The 16457-nt window shown below is 63.1% G+C and carries 17 protein-coding genes; 1 reads left to right on the forward strand and 16 read right to left on the reverse strand.

The annotated features are described in order from the left end of the window. Positions 1–176: 176 nt before the first annotated feature. The 9 genes from ftsH to ybgC all read right to left on the reverse strand — a co-directional run bounded on the left by ftsH (position 177) and on the right by ybgC (position 10196). A complete protein-coding gene (ftsH, locus tag ABVQ20_RS33475; protein WP_354464104.1) occupies positions 177–2105 on the reverse strand; it encodes an ATP-dependent zinc metalloprotease FtsH in 1929 nt (642 codons plus the stop codon). A 105-nt stretch (positions 2106–2210) separates the two neighbouring features. Further along, on the reverse strand, positions 2211–3620 hold the full coding sequence (gene tilS, locus ABVQ20_RS33480) for a tRNA lysidine(34) synthetase TilS (RefSeq protein ID WP_354464258.1): 1410 nt from the start codon (positions 3618–3620) through the stop codon (positions 2211–2213). Positions 3621–3671: 51 nt separating this feature from the next. Then, positions 3672–4766 (reverse strand): tol-pal system protein YbgF, encoded by a 1095-nt coding sequence (gene ybgF, locus ABVQ20_RS33485; protein WP_354464105.1) that lies wholly within the window; start codon positions 4764–4766, stop codon positions 3672–3674. A gap of 230 nt (positions 4767–4996) precedes the next feature. Next, positions 4997–5503: a peptidoglycan-associated lipoprotein Pal gene (gene pal / locus ABVQ20_RS33490; RefSeq protein ID WP_354464106.1), complete on the reverse strand. Its 507-nt coding sequence runs from the start codon at positions 5501–5503 to the stop codon at positions 4997–4999. Between the two features lie 232 nt (positions 5504–5735). Beyond that, the gene (tolB, locus tag ABVQ20_RS33495) at positions 5736–7040 is read right to left on the reverse strand and encodes a Tol-Pal system beta propeller repeat protein TolB (RefSeq protein ID WP_354464107.1); all 1305 of its coding nucleotides are present in this window, start codon (positions 7038–7040) and stop codon (positions 5736–5738) included. A 39-nt stretch (positions 7041–7079) separates the two neighbouring features. Continuing rightward, positions 7080–8237 carry an energy transducer TonB family protein gene (locus ABVQ20_RS33500; protein ID WP_354464108.1) on the reverse strand — a complete coding sequence of 386 codons (1158 nt, stop codon included), beginning with the start codon at positions 8235–8237 and terminating at the stop codon, positions 7080–7082. Positions 8238–8244: 7 nt separating this feature from the next. Further along, positions 8245–8700 carry a protein TolR gene (gene tolR / locus ABVQ20_RS33505; RefSeq protein WP_354464109.1) on the reverse strand — a complete coding sequence of 152 codons (456 nt, stop codon included), beginning with the start codon at positions 8698–8700 and terminating at the stop codon, positions 8245–8247. A 9-nt stretch (positions 8701–8709) separates the two neighbouring features. Next, on the reverse strand, positions 8710–9420 hold the full coding sequence (tolQ, locus tag ABVQ20_RS33510) for a protein TolQ (protein ID WP_354464110.1): 711 nt from the start codon (positions 9418–9420) through the stop codon (positions 8710–8712). A gap of 302 nt (positions 9421–9722) precedes the next feature. Then, complete coding sequence (gene ybgC / locus ABVQ20_RS33515; protein ID WP_354464111.1) at positions 9723–10196, reverse strand: tol-pal system-associated acyl-CoA thioesterase; 474 nt, start codon at positions 10194–10196, stop codon at positions 9723–9725. A gap of 133 nt (positions 10197–10329) precedes the next feature. On the opposite strand from ybgC, the gene ABVQ20_RS33520 reads away from it, so the two are divergent. After that, on the forward strand, positions 10330–11580 hold the full coding sequence (locus tag ABVQ20_RS33520) for a glycoside hydrolase family 5 protein (protein WP_354464112.1): 1251 nt from the start codon (positions 10330–10332) through the stop codon (positions 11578–11580). A 24-nt stretch (positions 11581–11604) separates the two neighbouring features. Here the strand turns inward: ABVQ20_RS33520 and ABVQ20_RS33525 are convergent, their stop codons facing one another. The 7 genes from ABVQ20_RS33525 to rcdA all read right to left on the reverse strand — a co-directional run bounded on the left by ABVQ20_RS33525 (position 11605) and on the right by rcdA (position 16200). Then, complete coding sequence (locus ABVQ20_RS33525) at positions 11605–12501, reverse strand: metallophosphoesterase (RefSeq protein ID WP_354464113.1); 897 nt, start codon at positions 12499–12501, stop codon at positions 11605–11607. A 152-nt stretch (positions 12502–12653) separates the two neighbouring features. After that, positions 12654–13691 (reverse strand): Holliday junction branch migration DNA helicase RuvB, encoded by a 1038-nt coding sequence (gene ruvB / locus ABVQ20_RS33530; protein ID WP_354464114.1) that lies wholly within the window; start codon positions 13689–13691, stop codon positions 12654–12656. Between the two features lie 43 nt (positions 13692–13734). Next, positions 13735–14352, reverse strand: coding sequence for a Holliday junction branch migration protein RuvA (gene ruvA / locus ABVQ20_RS33535; protein WP_354464115.1), 618 nt, complete (start codon positions 14350–14352; stop codon positions 13735–13737). 10 nt (positions 14353–14362) lie between these two features. Further along, entirely contained in the window at positions 14363–14782 is a 420-nt protein-coding gene (locus ABVQ20_RS33540) for a type II toxin-antitoxin system VapC family toxin (RefSeq protein WP_354464116.1), read from the reverse strand. Next, complete coding sequence (locus ABVQ20_RS33545) at positions 14760–15029, reverse strand: AbrB/MazE/SpoVT family DNA-binding domain-containing protein (protein ID WP_354464117.1); 270 nt, start codon at positions 15027–15029, stop codon at positions 14760–14762. The genes ABVQ20_RS33540 and ABVQ20_RS33545 overlap by 23 nt, the downstream gene beginning before the upstream one ends. Positions 15030–15085: 56 nt before the next feature. Further along, complete coding sequence (gene ruvC / locus ABVQ20_RS33550) at positions 15086–15595, reverse strand: crossover junction endodeoxyribonuclease RuvC (RefSeq protein ID WP_354464118.1); 510 nt, start codon at positions 15593–15595, stop codon at positions 15086–15088. A 74-nt stretch (positions 15596–15669) separates the two neighbouring features. Further along, positions 15670–16200, reverse strand: coding sequence for a protease adaptor protein RcdA (gene rcdA / locus ABVQ20_RS33555; RefSeq protein WP_354464119.1), 531 nt, complete (start codon positions 16198–16200; stop codon positions 15670–15672). Between the last annotated feature and the right edge of the window lie 257 nt (positions 16201–16457).

The raw sequence follows: 16457 nt of genomic DNA on the forward strand, positions 1-16457 counted from the left end.
CAGCGGCCGGAGTGGGGGGCTGGCGCCGCCACATGCGATTGCCTGCCCGCAAGGGGGAAATTGGCCATCGCTCCGGCTTTCGCCAATCGCCGACGTTGCAGGTCGCGGGCTCTCCGACCTCCAAAACAAAAACGCCGCGGACAAGCCGCGGCGTTTGAAACGAATGAGGTACCTGCTCAGCCCAGCGGCTGCGGCTCCATGCCGCCTTCCGGCTCCGGGCCCTTCTTGCGCCGGCCACCCGACTTGGGCACGGCCGAGCCACGGCTCGGCGGCGTATCGTCGCCAAGGTCGCGCGCGGGCTTCTGGCCAGCGATCAGCTGCTTGATTTCCTCGCCGGAGAGCGTCTCGTATTCGAGCAGCCCCTGCGCCAGCGTGATCCATTCCTTCTTCTTCTTTGTCAGGATGGTCCTCGCCGTCGAATAGGCCTCGTCGATCAGCCGGCGCACTTCGGCGTCGATGATCTGCGCCGTCTCTTCCGAGACGTTCTGCGTACGCGCCACCGAGTGCCCCAGGAACACTTCCTCCTGGTTGTCGCCGTAAGCGACATGGCCGAGCTTGTCGGAGAAGCCCCAGCGCGTGACCATGGCGCGCGCCAGCTTGGTCGCCTGCTCGATGTCGGAGGAGGCGCCCGAGGTGATGTTCTCCTTGCCGAACTTGAACTCCTCGGCAACGCGGCCGCCCATCATGATGGCCAGACGCGAGATCATGTACTTGTAGCTCATCGAATAGCGGTCGCCTTCCGGCAGCTGCATGACCATGCCCAGCGCGCGGCCGCGCGGAATGATGGTCGCCTTGTGCAGCGGATCGGCCGACGGCACGTTCAGCGCCAGGATGGCGTGGCCGGCCTCGTGGTAGGCGGTGAGCTCCTTCTCGGCCTGCGTCATGGCCGACGAGCGGCGCTCGGCGCCCATCATGATCTTGTCCTTGGCGTCCTCGAACTCGGCCATGGTGACGAGACGCTTGTTGCGGCGCGCCGCCATCAGTGCGGATTCGTTGACGAGGTTCATCAGGTCGGCGCCGGAGAAGCCCGGCGTGCCGCGTGCGATGACCTTGAGGTCGACATTCGGCGCCAGCGGCACGTTGCGCACATGCACCTTCAGGATCTTCTCGCGACCGACGATGTCGGGGTTCGGCACCACCACCTGGCGGTCGAAGCGGCCTGGTCTGAGCAGCGCCGGATCGAGCACGTCGGGCCGGTTGGTGGCTGCGATCAGGATGATGCTCTCGTTGGATTCGAAACCATCCATTTCGACCAGCAGCTGGTTCAGCGTCTGTTCGCGCTCGTCATTGCCGCCGCCGAGGCCGGCGCCGCGATGGCGACCGACAGCGTCGATTTCGTCGATGAAGATGATGCAGGGCGCATTCTTCTTGGCCTGGTCGAACATGTCGCGGACACGGCTGGCGCCGACGCCGACGAACATTTCGACGAAGTCCGAGCCAGAAATGGTGAAGAACGGCACATTGGCTTCGCCGGCAACCGAGCGCGCGAGCAGCGTCTTGCCGGTACCTGGAGGGCCGACGAGCAGCACGCCGCGCGGAATCTTGCCGCCCAGCCGCTGGAACTTCTGCGGATCGCGCAGGAACTCGACGATCTCTTCAAGATCTTCCTTGGCTTCATCGACACCGGCGACGTCCTGGAAGGTGATGCGGCCGTGCGCCTCGGTCAAGAGCTTGGCCTTCGACTTGCCAAAACCCATGGCGCGCCCGGACCCGGATTGCATCTGGCGCATGAAGAATATCCAGACGCCGAGGATGAGGATCATCGGCAGCCACGAGATCAGGTAGCCGAACAGCGAGTTGGAGCCGTCGGTCTCAGGCCGTGCATTGATGGTGACGTTCTTGTCCTGCAGCCTCTGGACCAGCTGGGGATCGCCGGGCGAATAGGTCTGGAAGCCGCTGGAATTGTCGGTGTAGGTGCCGGAGATGCGGGCGCCCGCAATGGTCACCGTCTTGACCCGGCCCGCCGCGACATCCTGCAGGAACTGCGAATAGGGCACATCGCTCGACGCTCCACGCGTCTGCGGCGTCTGGAACAGATTGAACAGGGCTATGAGCAAGACCGCTATGATCGCCCAGAGCGCTAGGTTGCGATAGTTCGGATTCATCAATTGTCCCGTTGGCGTCCGCGGGCGGACACGTGTCTTGAGAGGAAACTTGAGCCTAACATAGGGAGAGCGCCTCCCCTTGCCAAGCATAACAGCACGTCTCGGTTAAGCTTTCGCCCATGATCGGCCGGCACTGTGGCCACTGAAAGGCAAGGGCGGAATGGAGGGTGCGCCGGTCAGCTCCGCAACGGCACGCGCCGGGGCCAGATCGAAGGACGGCAGGAAGCGGGCGAAAGGCGCGACGGCCGGTCGCACCGCGATTGCCGCCAGATCCGGTTTGCTTCCGGGCAGGCCAAGGCATTGGCCGGCTCGCCAAAGCGCCGGTTCGGCGGCCAGCCCAGCCCGCAAAAGTCCCGGCGGCCCATGATCTTCCGGCACGACGATCTTTCTTGCCGCCATCATGCCGAGCGGCGCGATCAAGAATGCGCTGTTGGTGTCGCCCAATGTGATCCGCCGGCGCCCATCCCAAGACGGTCCATCCCAGGACGAAATGTCCGAAGCAGCGGCAGGGAGTGGCAGGCCGCGAATCTCACGCCGCAACCACACGCCGTTCCGGCGCGCGTCGATGACCGTCCGCGACAATGTAGCGCAAAAAGAGCCGTCCTTCAGCCGGTCGAAAAGCGCTTCGCCGCGCATCCGGTCCGGCAGGAACGAAACCCCGCCAACGGTCGCCAGCAGGATGCGCAGTGCATAGACAGCCGCCCGGTCGTCGCCGGATCTGGCAAAGTCGGGATCGAGGCGGACAAGCCCAGGGCCTGGCTGGCTGGCAAGGTCGCGGATCAATGCAGCCGCACGAAGCCCAAGTGCCGTGCGTCCGGTCGCGGCGCTGGCGGCCACCGCCATTGCATCGCCCCATGCTGCCTTGTCTTCGGCAAGGATCGTCCGGATGCGCGGCCGCTCGAAGGTTTCATCGGCATTGGTCGGATCGTCTGCCCAGCCGACATGCTGGCGCCGCAGGAAGTCGCGCAGCGCCTGGCGTCTCGTGCCCAGAAGCGGCCGCAGAATCCAGCATCGCCAGTCGTAAAGCGTGGCTGGCGCCATGCCTGCCAACCCACGCCCCTCTTCGCCGGCCGGCCCCCCTTCGCCTGCCAGTCCCTTCCCTCGCGCTTGCCGCATCAGCACGGTCTCGGCCTGGTCATCGGCGGTATGGCCGGTCAGGATCAGGCCGATGCCCTCCGATCCAGCGGCCTCGGCCAGCAACCTGTAGCGTGTCGCGCGCGCGCGCGCCGGCAAGCCGGTCGAAGGCTTGCGGCCGGACCAGGTCAGCGTGCGATGGGAGATGTTGCGCGCTGCGCAGAGCTTTGCCACGGCCTGCGCCTCCGCCGCCGAGGCCGGCCGCAGATTATGGTCGATCGTCACCGCCAGCAGCTTAGTCGCCGGTGCGGTGCGGTACAGGTAGTCTTTGAGAAGGAGAAGAAGGGCGGTCGAATCGCTGCCGCCGGACACGGCAACAACGGCGCCGCTGGTAAAATCGATCTTCGAAAGATCCGAAATGTCAGGCCCGGTGTCGAGCATCAATGCATGTCGCCCAAAAATGGTCCCGGTTCTGGGACAACGGCATGCAGGCTAGCACGCCGCGAGCGCTCTTTCCTGCTTCACCCGCTCCTTGAGCGTCGGCGATATGTCTGGGTAGCGCTTGCCGATCTCGCTGAAGGTGGCGCAGGCCACATCGTGCTGCTTGAGGCCAACCAGCGACACACCGAGCTTGAGCAGCATGTCGGGGGCCTTCTTGGCCTTTGGATAGTCCTTGCTGGCGGCCAGGAAAATCTCGGCCGCATCGCGGTATTTTTGCTGGCCTAGCAGCGACTCGCCCAGCCAGTAATGCGCATCCGCCGTTCTCGGGTCCTTTGGGAAGCGGGTGATGTGGTCGCGAAAGCCTTGCTCGGCGGTGCCATAGTCGCCCGACAGGATGAACTGGTAGGAGTTGCGGTACAATTCCTCCGCGCTGTTGGTGGTGGGCAACGCCGCAACCACCGTGCCGTCGGACTTGCCGGTCTTGGCCCCACCGGCGGCGGCACCCGCGGCCGGTGCCTGCGCCGGCGCTCTGGCCTGGCTGTGGCCTTCGGCATCGATGACGTTGCCGTTCTTGTCGACGGTGATGGAGCCGAACGTCTTGGCCGGCGCTCCCGTTCCAGGAATGACCGTGCCGGGATCGCCGCTGGGCGATTCGACGATGACGTCCTCGATGGTCTGTCCGCCGCCCGACGCATTGCCTGCATCGGCTGGCGCCTGCGTCGCGGGTGCCGCCGCGACGTTCTGCTCGCTGTCGGTTGTCGCGTCGGATTTCTTCTGCGGATCCGTCTTCTTCCCGGACGCCGGCTGGCCGCCTTGCGCGCCACCTTCAAGCTGCTGGAAGCGGAACTCGTTGTCTTCCTGCTGCTTGCGGATCTGCTCCTGCATCTGCAGGACCTGGAAGTTGAGTTCCTCGATCTTGCCGTTCATCTGCCGCAGCTGGTCTTCCAGCGAGGCTGTACTGGCTGACTGTGCGAGCTGAACCTGGTCCGGCTGCTTCTTCTCGCCAAGGATGCCGGGCAGCTGGATCGTCGGCAGGTGGAAGGAAAAGCCGCTGTCTGCTGGTTGCCCTGTGCCACTGGCCAGGGCGGTGACGCCTGATAGGAGCAGCAGCGCAAGCGTGCCGCTCAAGACCGATCTGAAATGCATGTGCCTCTCGCCGTAGAATCGTTAGCCTGTTTTTGCGCCCTTCCAATCAGAATAGGACCAGCCAAGCGCCCTCGGCTCATAGCAGGACGTGAGACTTCGGCCAAATTTTGTTTCAAAGGCCCCGACAAGAAAAAGGCGGCCTCACGGCCGCCTTTCGCATCACTGTGTTGCATTTTTGCCGACATCGGCGCCACGCGTCCCATTGGACGCTGAAGCGCTGGGATTGCGCGTTAGGAGCCAGCGCCACTGAGGGTGGTGACGGCGCGACGGTTCTGCGACCAGCAGGAGATGTCGTCGCAGACCGCGACCGGACGCTCCTTGCCGTAGGAAATGGTCTTCAGGCGGTTGGACGCAACACCCTTGGAAATGAGGAAGTCGCGAGTCGCGGCGGCGCGGCGGGCACCGAGCGCCAGATTGTATTCGCGGGTGCCGCGCTCGTCGGCATGGCCTTCGACGACGATGGCGTACTGCCTATACTTGTTCAGCCACTGGGCCTGGCGCGCGAGTGTCTGTTGGGCGTCGGCCCGGATCGAGGTCGAGTCCGTGTCGAAGAAGATACGGTCGCCGATGTTGACGGTGAAGTCCTGTGCCGAGCCGGGCGTTGCCGCGCCGGCGCCGTTGAGGCCGAGATCACCGGGGTTGTTCAGCGTCTTCTTCGAGGCGCAACCCGTGATGGCGAGCATCGCCACCAGCGCGATCATGGCCGGGTTTCTGGTAAGTGCTGCGATACGGCCCATGCCGCCTCTCCTTCGCAATTCGAGTGAATTCATTGATCAACCAGTAACCACGTTTGGGTTAACCGACGCTCAAGGAACACGGTTAATATTCTGTTTCGGCTGCCGTCCGCAGCCGGTCCAATCGAGGTCACATTTGGCGCGGACCGTAGGCGTAAATGCGGCCAAAACGCGACCAAGGCATGGAAAGAGGCCCGAAAGGGCCCTTTCCGAAGTCATTGTGCTTTTTGGCAAACTATTCCAGCAGCGGTGACCAGGCCGGATCCGATGCGAAATTGGCGGTCGGGATCGGCTGTTCATTGCGGCCGGTGAGGTCGACCGAAACAAGCTTCGGACCGCCGCCGGAGTCGCGGAAGAACATCAGCACGCGGCCATTCGGCGCCCAGGTCGGTCCTTCCTGCTGGAAGCCGGAGGACAGGATGCGCTCGCCAGAGCCGTCGGTCTTCATGACGCCGATCTGGAATTCGCCGCCGGTCTGCTTGGTGAAGGCGATGAGGTCGCCGCGCGGCGACCATACCGGCGTCGAATAGACGCCGTCGCCGAAGGAGATGCGGGTCTGGCCGGAGCCGTCAGCGCCCATCACGTAGATCTGCGCGCGTCCGCCACGGTCGGAGGTGAACACCACCTTGCTGCCGTCCGGAGAATAGGATGGCGAGGTGTCGATGGCGGTCGAATTGGTCAGCCTCGTGGTCGAGCGGCTTCTCAGGTCCATGGCGAAGATGTTGGAATTGCCGTCGTCGCGCAGCAGGCTCATGATCACCTTCTGGCCGTCGGGCGAGAAGCGCGGCGCGAAAGTCATGCCGGGAAAATTGCCGACCAGTTCGCGCTGCCCGGTCTCGATCTGCAGGAGATAGACCCGAGGCTGGCCGCTTTCGTAGGACATGTAGGTGATTTCCTGCCGGTTCGGCGAGAAACGCGGGGTCAGCACGATCGCTTTGCCATCCGAGAGGTAACGCACATTGGCGCCGTCCTGGTCCATGATGGCAAGACGCTTCTTGCGCGCGTTCTTGGCACCGGATTCGTCGATGAAGACGACGCGCGTGTCGAAATAGCCCTTCTCGCCGGTTAGCTTCTCATAGATCGCATCGGCGATGATGTGAGCGACACGGCGTTGATTGGCGTCATTGGCGAAAAACTGTTCACCAGCCATCTGCTGGTTACCAAAAATATCCCAAAGTCGGTATTGAGCGCGGATGCGGCCATCGGCCTCCTTGCTCACGCTGCCTGTCACCAACGCTTGCGCATTGATGATCTTCCAGTCGTCAAAACGGGGTGGAGCATCTGGGTTGGTAATCTTTTCGACAAACGCGCTCTTGTCGATCGGCGCGAACAGTCCAGATCGTTTCAGGTCGGCTGTGACGATCTCCGATATCTGCGCGCCGAGCCCTCCCTGAAAGTCGGGGATGGCGATCGGCATCGGCTCGACATTGCCTTTGTTGACGTTGAGCTCGAGGGTTGCTCGAGCAGGCAAGGTGACCACAGCATTGATGCCCATCGCCATCGCGGCGACCATCAGGAGCGGCTTGAGGATGGATTTCATGTCTTCTCGCTTCTCTTGCTGATTTTTTGGGTGCTCGGGCTACAGGCCAAGCATCGCTCTTGGATCGAAGTTGACGCGAACATCGGACCATATGTCTTGCTTTCCTGCAGGAACCTGCAGCCCAGTGACATCGCATTTCTGCACGGCGCGAATTGCACTGCTGTCGAACTGGGCATTGCCGCTGGATTTCTCGACAGTCGGGCGGCCCTCCAGCTTGCCGGAGGCATTCAGGCTGAAACGAACCACCACGGTGAAATTCTCCGAACCTTCCAAGCCAACTGGAAGGGTCCAGCAACCACCGAGCTGATCTTCCAATGCCCCTTGCTCGGACTTCGATAGCTTCTGGCCCTGGTTCTTGTCAGCGCCGAGAGACGCTTGCTGGGTCGAGCGCTTGGCGCCGCCGCCGGACGGCTTCTGCTTGTCGAGGAGAGCTGAAATCTCATTGGCGTTGAACTGCTTGTCGTCCGACTTCGGCTTCGACGATGCTTCCTTGACCGGCTTGTCGGCGTCCTTGCGCTCCGGCGCCTTGGCGCTTTCGGCCTGTGCCGGCTGCGGCTTCGGGCGGGCCTCTGGCGCGGGCGCGGAGTCCGGCAGCTTTGTGGTCTCGGTGGGCGGATCCTGTGCTATCGCCTCGGCGACGGCATCCGGCTTGACCTGCGGCGTCGGCTGGATCGCGGCGGTCTTTTCATCCGGAGGGGTCTGCGCCGGCTGCTTGGCCGGTGTCGGCTTGGGGTCCGTCTGCTTGACCGGCTCGGGCTTGACCTCTTGCTTCGGCTGCGGCGCCGGCGCCACTTCCGTTGCCGGAATGGGCTTCGGCTTTTCCTGCGGCTTCGGCACGTCCTCGGGCTTCGGCTTCTCGACCGGGGTCGGCGCCGGCGGCGGAGCCGACGTCGTGTCGACCGGCTTCGGCTTGGCTTCCGGCGTTATCGGCTTGTCGGTATCGACGCTGTTCTCGCCAACCTTCTGCGCGTCCGGCACGATGTCCGGGCGCTGGGTTGGCGTCGGTGCGGGCTTTTCATGCACGACCGCTTTCTTGTCGCCCTGCAGGACCTGGGCGACGGCCTCCACCGGCACGATGTCGACAGCGATCGATTCGACATCCGACGGAGGCAGCGCAGCCGGAGCCGACAGCGTGAACAGGCCAAAGACCAGCACCGCCGCATGCATGATCACCGATGTGGTGAGGCCCGTCCTCATCTTGCGTCTATTGACCCTGTTCCTGCAGTGAAACCAGACCGATGTTCTTGTAGCCGGCCGCCGAAATGCGGGCCATTACCTTCATCACCGTGCCGTAGTCGGCGCTCTTGTCGCCGCGTATGAAGATACGCTCCTCATAGCCGGTCTTGGAGATTGCCTGAAGTTTCGCCACGACCTCTTCGATCGGAATTTCTGTTTCCTGAAGATAGACCTGCCCTGCCTGATTCACCGAAACCGTTATCGGCTGGGTGTCGGCGTTCATGGCCTTGGCTTGCGTGTCCGGCAGGTCGATCGGCACGCCGACCGTCAGCATTGGCGCGGCGACCATGAAGATGATCAGCAGCACCAGCATCACGTCGACCATCGGCGTGACGTTGATTTCCGACATCAATGCGTGGTGGCGGCCGCGCCGTCTGTGACCGCGTCCGCCACGTCCACCACCTGCGCCCAATGACATTCCCATGATCGTCCCTCAGGCCTTCGGCGCGACTTTTTCATCGATTTGGCGCGAGAGTATGGCGGAGAACTCGTCGGAGAACCCTTCCATGCGCACCGCGATCTTGCTCGCGTCCGACGACAGCTTGTTGTAGGCGATGACGGCGGGGATGGCGGCGAGCAGGCCGATGGCCGTCGCCAGCAGCGCTTCGGCGATGCCGGGCGCGACCACGGCAAGGCTGGTGTTCTTCGATCCGGCGATCGCCTGGAACGAGGTCATGATGCCGATGACCGTGCCGAACAGGCCGATGAAGGGTGCGGCCGAGCCGGTGGTGGCGAGGAAGCCCAGACGCCCCTCCAGCTTTTCCATCTCGCGCGTCAGTGCCAGGTCCATCGCCTTGTCGATGCGCGTCTGCAGCCCGAGTGGCGTTTTCGCGCCCTTCTCGAAGCTTTTCTTCCATTCGCGCATCGCAGCGACAAAGATCGCGCCCATGCCGGTGGTCTTGCGGTCGGCCAGCGTCCGGTAAAGCTCTTCCAGCGACTGCCCCGACCAGAACACCTGCTCGAAGCGATTGAGCGCCACGCGCATGCGGGCATAGGAGACGAGCTTGTCGACAATGATCGCCCAGGTCCATACCGAGGCGCAGAGCAAGCCGATCATGACCAGCTTGACCACCCAGCTGGCCTGCATGAACAGCGCCCAAATCGACAATTGCGCGCCCGGTTCGGCGAGTGCGATATTTTCCATGGTAACGTCCTTAAGATTTTCCGGGCATCGCTGGCGGCTGGCCCATGGGCATCCCTTGTGGTCCGTTCGCGTCAAGCTTGCGGAATAACCCCAAAATGCACCGTTGGCGGCCTTTTCGGGGCAAATGTTGGTGAAAGGAAGGCGTTTGGATTCCGCCAATCTTCACCAATCTCTTCATGAACCGTTATGGTTAAGGATGGGTTAGTTCATAAGGCGCGACGCATTGACGCGCCTTGCGACCATCGCGGCACCGGCGATCATCCGCTCAAGCCGGCATTGTGCGGCCTGCAATGGGAAGAATTCTAGCTGGCGGCCTTGGGCATGAACGCTTGCACCCATTCCTTGGGAAAGCGCCGGGGACGGCCGTTCTCGCCGATGATCGCCGCCTGGACCCGCGCCTCGACCAGCACCTCGTCGCCGCGTTTCAGCTGCTGCGCCATGAAGATGCGCGCGCCGGAAATGTCTTCGGTGCGCGTGTCGATGGTCAGGATGTCGTCGATAACAGCCGAGCCGCGGAAATCGATCTCCATGCGCCGCACCACCCAGACGATCTTTTCGCCATGCCTGCCGTCTGCAAGCTCGGTGTGATGGACACCGGTCAGCCGCAGATAGTCGGAACGGCCGCGTTCGAAGAATTCGAGATAGCGGGCGTGATAGACGACGCCCGAGAAATCGGTGTCGGCATAGTAGACCCGCGCCATCAGCCGATGGCCGAATTCCGTCAGCGCTCCGGAAAGGCCTGCCGACAGCGTCGCCGATTCACCATGATCGCCCATAGCGCTTCCCTTTTTGATCCCGACGGGGCACCTAAAGCGCGTCGCGCTCCAGGTGGTTTCCTCTGTGCATGTCGTTGCCCAAGACCGCTGCACATGTTTGGGCGACACGCACTGGCTTGGCGCAGGAACCCGGATGACACTGTTGACGGTGATGATCAAGACCTTGTTGGCCGCGCTTTTGCTGCTGACCGCTTTGACGCTGCCCGGCCACGCGGCGACGTTTTCGATGAAGCGCGGCCTCAATCTCGACCAGTGGACGACATGGGTGGGCGAGGAGCAGTGGAGCGATCCCAAGGCTATCCTGCCCTACCCGGAATGGCGCAAGTTCCTCAAGGATGAGGACCTCAAGGCGCTCAAGAACGCCGGCTTCGATTTCCTGCGCATGCCGGTCGACCCTTCGCCCTTCCTGTCCGACAAGACGCTGGCGCTGCGCGACGATCTCTATGCCAGCGTGCTGGATTCGGCGCGGATGATCAACCGCGCCGGGCTGAAGGTGATCGTCGACATGCACCTGATCCCGTCTGGCGGCAGTCGCAAGGTCGGCATGGCCGAGGTGATGGACGACCCACGGATCTTCGACGCCTATGTCGAGATGACCAGGAAGATGGCGCGCACCCTGGCCGCGGAGGACCCGACGCAAGTGGCCTTCGAGCCGATGAACGAGCCGATCGTCGATTGCGACACCGACGGCACAAACCTCTGGCCGGAACGCCAGCAGAGACTGTTCGCGGCCGCCCGCTCCTCGGCCACGAAGCTGACCTTGATCCTGACCGGCGCCTGCTACTCCAGTTCGACGGCACTGGCGAAGATCGACCCCAAGGCAATTCCCGACGACAACGTCATCTGGACCTTCCACTCCTACGATCCGTTCCTGCTCACCCATCAGGGTGCGACCTGGGCCGGCGATTTCATTCCCTACGTGACCGGCCTGCCCCACCCGCTCAGCGTGGTGCCACGCGCCGAACTCGACGCCACGCTCGACACGATCCGCGCCCGCATGAAGGCCAAGGCGCCCTGGCTGCGGCAAAGCGGCTTGCTCGCCTATCTCGATGAACAGGTCGCCAGCATGGACAGCCCCGACAAGCTGCTGGCCCTGATGGACGCGCCGTTCGAGCGCGTCGAGGCCTGGGCCAAGGCCAACGGCATCAAACCGGAAAACATCACGCTGGGCGAATTCGGCATGATCCGCCAGGAATACGGCAATCCCTACGTCATGCCCGCCCAGTATCGTGCGGCCTATGTGAAGGACATGATCGCACGCGCCGAAGCGCACGGTTTCTCATGGTCGGTATGGAGCTATGGCGGCGCCTTCGGCATCGTCGATGCCTTTAACGGCGAGAAGGCCGAGCCGGACGTGATGGAGGCGATCAAGGGACTTCGCTGACGCGCCTTCGTTGGACCGGGAAGGTCAGCCCAGATCGATCGACAGGATCTCAGGGCGCACGCCGAACCGCACCGGCAATGTGCTGAAGCCCAGTCCACCCGAGACGATCAGGTTGCGGCCTGACTCCACGACATGGCCATAGGCATAACGGTTACCGAAACGGGAAGGCACAATCGGCGAATAGCCGAAGATCCGCACCTGCCCGCCATGGGTATGGCCGCAGAGGGTCAGCGAAATTCTGGACGACACCTTCGGAAATATATCCGGCTCATGCGCGAGCAGAATGACCGGCGACGTGTCGGTCACCTTGGCCATCGTGCCATCGAGGTCGTCCAGTCCCTTGACCCTGCTGCGATCCCGGCCGGGCAGCAAGGCCATCTGATCGGCAAGTCCGGCAAGCCAGAGGCCATGACCGTCCTTTTCGAGGCGCACGACGTCGTTTTCCAGGACGGGGATGCCAAAGCTCTCGAGCGCCGTGCCCCCCACTGTCGGTCCTGCACCCGCCTGCTGTGCTACAGGGTCCTCCCACCAATCATGGTTGCCCAGGACCGACCAGACACCGAGCGGCGCCTTGAGACCGGACAGGGCCGAGGCCCACTCGGATGCCGCCACCGGCTCCGCCATCAAGCGCATGCCGGCGATGTAGTCGCCAAGCAGGACGATCACGTCCGGCTGCAACGCGTTCGCCTGTTCGGCAAGGAAAGCAATTCGCTCGGGCGACATCCACGGCCGGCAGGCATGGATGTCGGCAAGTGCCACGACACGCAGCCGCAATCCGGCCGGCCAGTTTGGCGGCGTCAACGCATAGCGCTTCACATGGGTCAGCAACATCGGCTCGATGCCGACAGCATAGGTGCTGAATGAGGCGACGGAAAGCAATGACCCGCTGATAAAGCGCAGGAACCCGCGTCTGGTCATCATGGCTCGGCCCCCGCCCCAATCGGGGCCAATGCCCCGACAATGAGCACCGTTAAAACCGACGAATGCGCCAGCAAACCGGCGGGGATTGGGAGATTTTGCGCAGGCTCCTCACCGAGGCTCCCGCCGGATGGACCGCTCGACCAGTCGCTCGGTTATTCTTCCTGGAACAGGTTGATCTGCTGTTGCGCCAGATCCTTCGGCGCGTCGAGCCCGAGGTGACGCCAGGCATTGGCCGTCAGCACGCGTCCACGCGGCGTGCGCTGGATGAACCCCTGCTGGATCAGATAGGGCTCGATGATGTCCTCGATGGCGTCACGCGGCTCCGACAGGCCGGCGGCGATGGTCTCGATACCGACAGGGCCGCCGCCAAAGTTGCGGGCGATCATCGACAGATAGCGGCGGTCGAGCGAGTCGAGGCCGAGCGCGTCGACTTCGAGCCGGGTCAGCGCCTCGTCGGCGACCTGCCGGTTGACATGACCATCGCCGGCGACAGAGGCGAAATCGCGCACGCGACGCAGGAGCCGCCCGGCGATGCGCGGCGTGCCGCGCGCGCGCCGCGCGATTTCCAGCGCGCCGTCGTCGCCGAGCGGCATCTGCAGGATGCTGGCGCCGCGCCGTACGATCTGCTCCAGTTCCTCGACCGTGTAGAAATTGAGCCGCACCGGGATGCCGAAACGGTCGCGCAACGGATTTGTGAGCAAGCCAAGCCGCGTGGTGGCGGCAACAAGCGTGAAGCGGGCAAGGTCGATCTTGACCGAGCGCGCCGCCGGCCCCTCGCCGATGATCAGGTCGAGCTGAAAATCCTCCATTGCCGGGTAGAGGATTTCCTCGACCGCCGGACTGAGCCGGTGGATTTCATCGATGAACAGCACGTCGCCTTCTTCGAGGTTGGTCAGCAGCGCAGCGAGATCGCCGGCCTTGGCGATGACCGGCCCGGAGGTCGAGCGGAAATTGACGCCGAGCTCGCGCGCCATGATCTGCGCCAGCGTGGTCTTGCCGAGGCCGGGCGGCCCGACGAACAGCACATGGTCGAGCGCCTCGTTGCGGCCCTTGGCGGCCTCGATGAACACCTTGAGATTGGCCCGCACCGCCGCCTGGCCGACAAAATCGGCGAGCGTCTGCGGGCGCAAGGTCTGGTCGGCGTCCTCGCCGCGTTTCTCGGGAGCAATCAGACGGGGCGAAAGGCTCATGCCGCCTTCCTTGCATACGGCAGGGAGCGGAACAAGCGACGGCTCACCGCGCCAGTTCCTTCAGGCCGAAACGGATCAGCTTCGATGCATCCGCATCTTCGCCGGCCGTCTTCAATGCTGCCGCCACCGCATTGGCGGCGGTGTCGCGCGAATAGCCGAGATTGACCAGCGCCGAGACGGCATCGGCGATCGGCGCCGGCGCCACGCCCTCGCCCAGTTCCTGCTTCAGGCCGATGGTGCCGGAGGCGGTGCCTGCATAGGCCGGCGCCTTGTTCTTCAGTTCAGTGACGATGCGCTCGGCCACCTTCTTGCCGACGCCGGGTGCCCGGCTGACCATGGCGATGTCGCGCAGCGCAATGGCATTGGCGAGATCAGCTGGCGCCAGCGTCGACAGCATGGCCAATGCCACTTTGGCGCCGACGCCCTGCACGGTCATCAACAGCCGGAACCACTCCCGCTCCAGCGCCGACTGGAAACCGTAGAGCCGCAGCATGTCCTCGCGCACATAGGTTTCGATGAACAGCACCACCGCCTCGCCGGGACCGTGCAGCGACGCCAGCGTACGCGCCGAGCAATAGGCGACATAGCCGACGCCATGCACATCGACGATGCAGTGGTCCTCGTCGATCTCGTCCAGCGTGCCCTTGAGTTTGCCGATCATGCGCCAGCTTTCATGGATGGGATTCCGGAGAGATGATCTCAAGGTCCGGGAAGTAACTACGATACCGAGCGGCGTCGCGGGTCAACAAACGATGCCCGGCAACGGTCGCATGAGCACCGATAAAGAAATCGGGCAAGGTTCTTTCCCGAACACCACCGGCCCGGCGATAGCGGGAATGCGTGACGCCTGCAAGGAATGCGGCGTCCCAAGGTACAAGTTCGCGATCCATCTCCAGCATATCGACTGCTTTTCGCAACGCCGTCTCCGTCGCGATCAGCGGCGCCAACTCAGACCAGACGATGGTATTGACCACCAACGCTCCGTCGCGGCGGCAAACGGTAATTGCAGACGCTGACCATTTTGTCAGCGGTCCGGTCGGTCCCCAGACGTCGAGGAGGACATTCGTGTCAATCAACGTCGAGATCTTCACGCGGGCCCCTCAACCACTCCATGTACTGATCGGTGGTCATGCCTCCCAGATCCAATGTCCCCTCCATTCGGTCAAGGACATCGTTGAACCTGCGCAATTTCTCCTCCTCAGAGAGGTTCTCGTTGACGGCAATCAGTTGAACGCCCCCGTTGGTGGCCACGAATTCCACCTCGGAACCCGGGCCGATGCCCAAGTGATCCCTTATCGGTTTGGGGATTGTGACTTGCCCCTTGGTGGTGACGCGCATGGTAATACCTCGTGGGTATTACCTATCTCAGGAAAGAGAACAAGTCAAGAACATCGCTAGCCGGCAAGCGCCATCCGGTAGGCGACGCTCTGCCGATGATGCGCGTGGCAGATGGCGATCGCCAGAGCGTCGGCGGCATGTTCGGTATCGAAGGTCGCCTTCGGTAGCAGCACCTTCACCATCATGTGGATCTGCTTCTTGTCGCCGTGGCCGACGCCGATCACCGCCTTTTTGACGGCATTGGGGGCATATTCGGCGACGACCAGGCCCGCGCGCGCCGGCACCAGCATGGCAATGCCGCGCGCCTGGCCAAGCTTCAGCGTCGCCACCGCATCCTTGTTGACGAAGGTCTGTTCGACGGCCGCCTCGTGCGGCATGGCAGCATGCACGACCTCGGCGAGCCCATCATGCAACTGGCAAAGGCGTGTCGCCAGCGCCGCCTTGTCTTCGGAACGCACGGTTCCGGAGGCAACGAAGCGCAGCGAATTGCCGAGGCTCTCGACAATGCCCCAGCCGGTGCGCCTGAGCCCCGGATCGATACCTATGATGCGAATCGCTTCCGCCATCTGCCAACTTTACCTCCGGTGGGAAGCGATGCCAGCGAAATGTGAACAAACCGGAAACGAAGAGGCGATTGAGCTCAGCCGCGGCCGAAAGCGGTGTTCAAAAGCGTGATCTGGTCGGAGACGGGGTTGCTGCGGCGGGCCGCGAACGACGCATCGACCAGGGCGCCGCCGTAGATTTCCTCATCCATGCGGCGCACCAGCGCCTGCAGGCGCAGCGAGCGGGTGACGAGGTCGAGAAAATCCTCGGGCAGTTCGGCCCAGCCAGCCGCTTCATCATGGGCGGAAGCGGTATCGAGGCGGACCTTGGACTTTTCGGAAGCAACCTGATCGCGCGTCATCTCGCCGGAGTTCGCCGCACGCTGCAACAAAAGCCAGGACGCGACCTGCATCAGCCTGGTGGTCAGCCGCATCGATTCGGCGGCATAGAGTGTCGCCGCCAGCCTGGACAGTTTCTTCGCCTCGGCCCGGCCCTTGCCGTCGAGATATTCGGCAGCCTGTTCGACCAGGCCCATACCTTCCTGGTAAAGGGGCTTGAAGGATTGGGAAAAGACACGGCGTTCCGCCAGCTTGACGGTGTTCGCGCTTGCCTTCGAAGGCTCGTTCATCAATACGCCCCTGCACTTCCAACAGCTGGCTGGTCAGGCTTCATTGCCGTCGCGCCCAGCACCCTATACGACTGAAGCATTGAAAATGCGCCTCGTAGTTGGCGAAGGCAAGCACATGTTTAACAAACGGTTAACGGCGGGGAAACAGTCGGAAACCAGACAAAAAAAGAGCCGCGGGTAAGGCGGCTCTCAGGAGTTTAACAGGGAGGCGTCAAACAAAGTGGCTCCAACCACTCGGTAAGAATCCAGATCACTGG

The sequence above is a fragment of the Mesorhizobium shangrilense genome (genome assembly GCF_040537815.1).
Lineage (GTDB): Bacteria > Pseudomonadota > Alphaproteobacteria > Rhizobiales > Rhizobiaceae > Mesorhizobium > Mesorhizobium shangrilense.

Excerpts from the sequence above, each read along its gene's own strand:
- ABVQ20_RS33520 (WP_354464112.1), top strand. The coding sequence starts at position 10,330 with ATGACACTGTTGACGGTGATGATCAAGACCTTGTTGGCCGCGCTTTTG.
- ruvC (WP_354464118.1), bottom strand. The coding sequence starts at position 15,595 with ATGGCGGAAGCGATTCGCATCATAGGTATCGATCCGGGGCTCAGGCGC.
- ABVQ20_RS33525 (WP_354464113.1), bottom strand. The coding sequence starts at position 12,501 with ATGATGACCAGACGCGGGTTCCTGCGCTTTATCAGCGGGTCATTGCTT.
- ABVQ20_RS33500 (WP_354464108.1), bottom strand. The coding sequence starts at position 8,237 with ATGAGGACGGGCCTCACCACATCGGTGATCATGCATGCGGCGGTGCTG.
- ybgC (WP_354464111.1), bottom strand. The coding sequence starts at position 10,196 with ATGGGCGATCATGGTGAATCGGCGACGCTGTCGGCAGGCCTTTCCGGA.
- ABVQ20_RS33545 (WP_354464117.1), bottom strand. The coding sequence starts at position 15,029 with ATGCGCGTCACCACCAAGGGGCAAGTCACAATCCCCAAACCGATAAGG.
- rcdA (WP_354464119.1), bottom strand. The coding sequence starts at position 16,200 with ATGAACGAGCCTTCGAAGGCAAGCGCGAACACCGTCAAGCTGGCGGAA.
- tilS (WP_354464258.1), bottom strand. The coding sequence starts at position 3,620 with ATGCTCGACACCGGGCCTGACATTTCGGATCTTTCGAAGATCGATTTT.
- ftsH (WP_354464104.1), bottom strand. The coding sequence starts at position 2,105 with ATGAATCCGAACTATCGCAACCTAGCGCTCTGGGCGATCATAGCGGTC.
- tolR (WP_354464109.1), bottom strand. The coding sequence starts at position 8,700 with ATGGGAATGTCATTGGGCGCAGGTGGTGGACGTGGCGGACGCGGTCAC.
- tolB (WP_354464107.1), bottom strand. The coding sequence starts at position 7,040 with ATGAAATCCATCCTCAAGCCGCTCCTGATGGTCGCCGCGATGGCGATG.
- pal (WP_354464106.1), bottom strand. The coding sequence starts at position 5,503 with ATGGGCCGTATCGCAGCACTTACCAGAAACCCGGCCATGATCGCGCTG.
- ruvA (WP_354464115.1), bottom strand. The coding sequence starts at position 14,352 with ATGATCGGCAAACTCAAGGGCACGCTGGACGAGATCGACGAGGACCAC.
- ruvB (WP_354464114.1), bottom strand. The coding sequence starts at position 13,691 with ATGAGCCTTTCGCCCCGTCTGATTGCTCCCGAGAAACGCGGCGAGGAC.
- tolQ (WP_354464110.1), bottom strand. The coding sequence starts at position 9,420 with ATGGAAAATATCGCACTCGCCGAACCGGGCGCGCAATTGTCGATTTGG.
- ybgF (WP_354464105.1), bottom strand. The coding sequence starts at position 4,766 with ATGCATTTCAGATCGGTCTTGAGCGGCACGCTTGCGCTGCTGCTCCTA.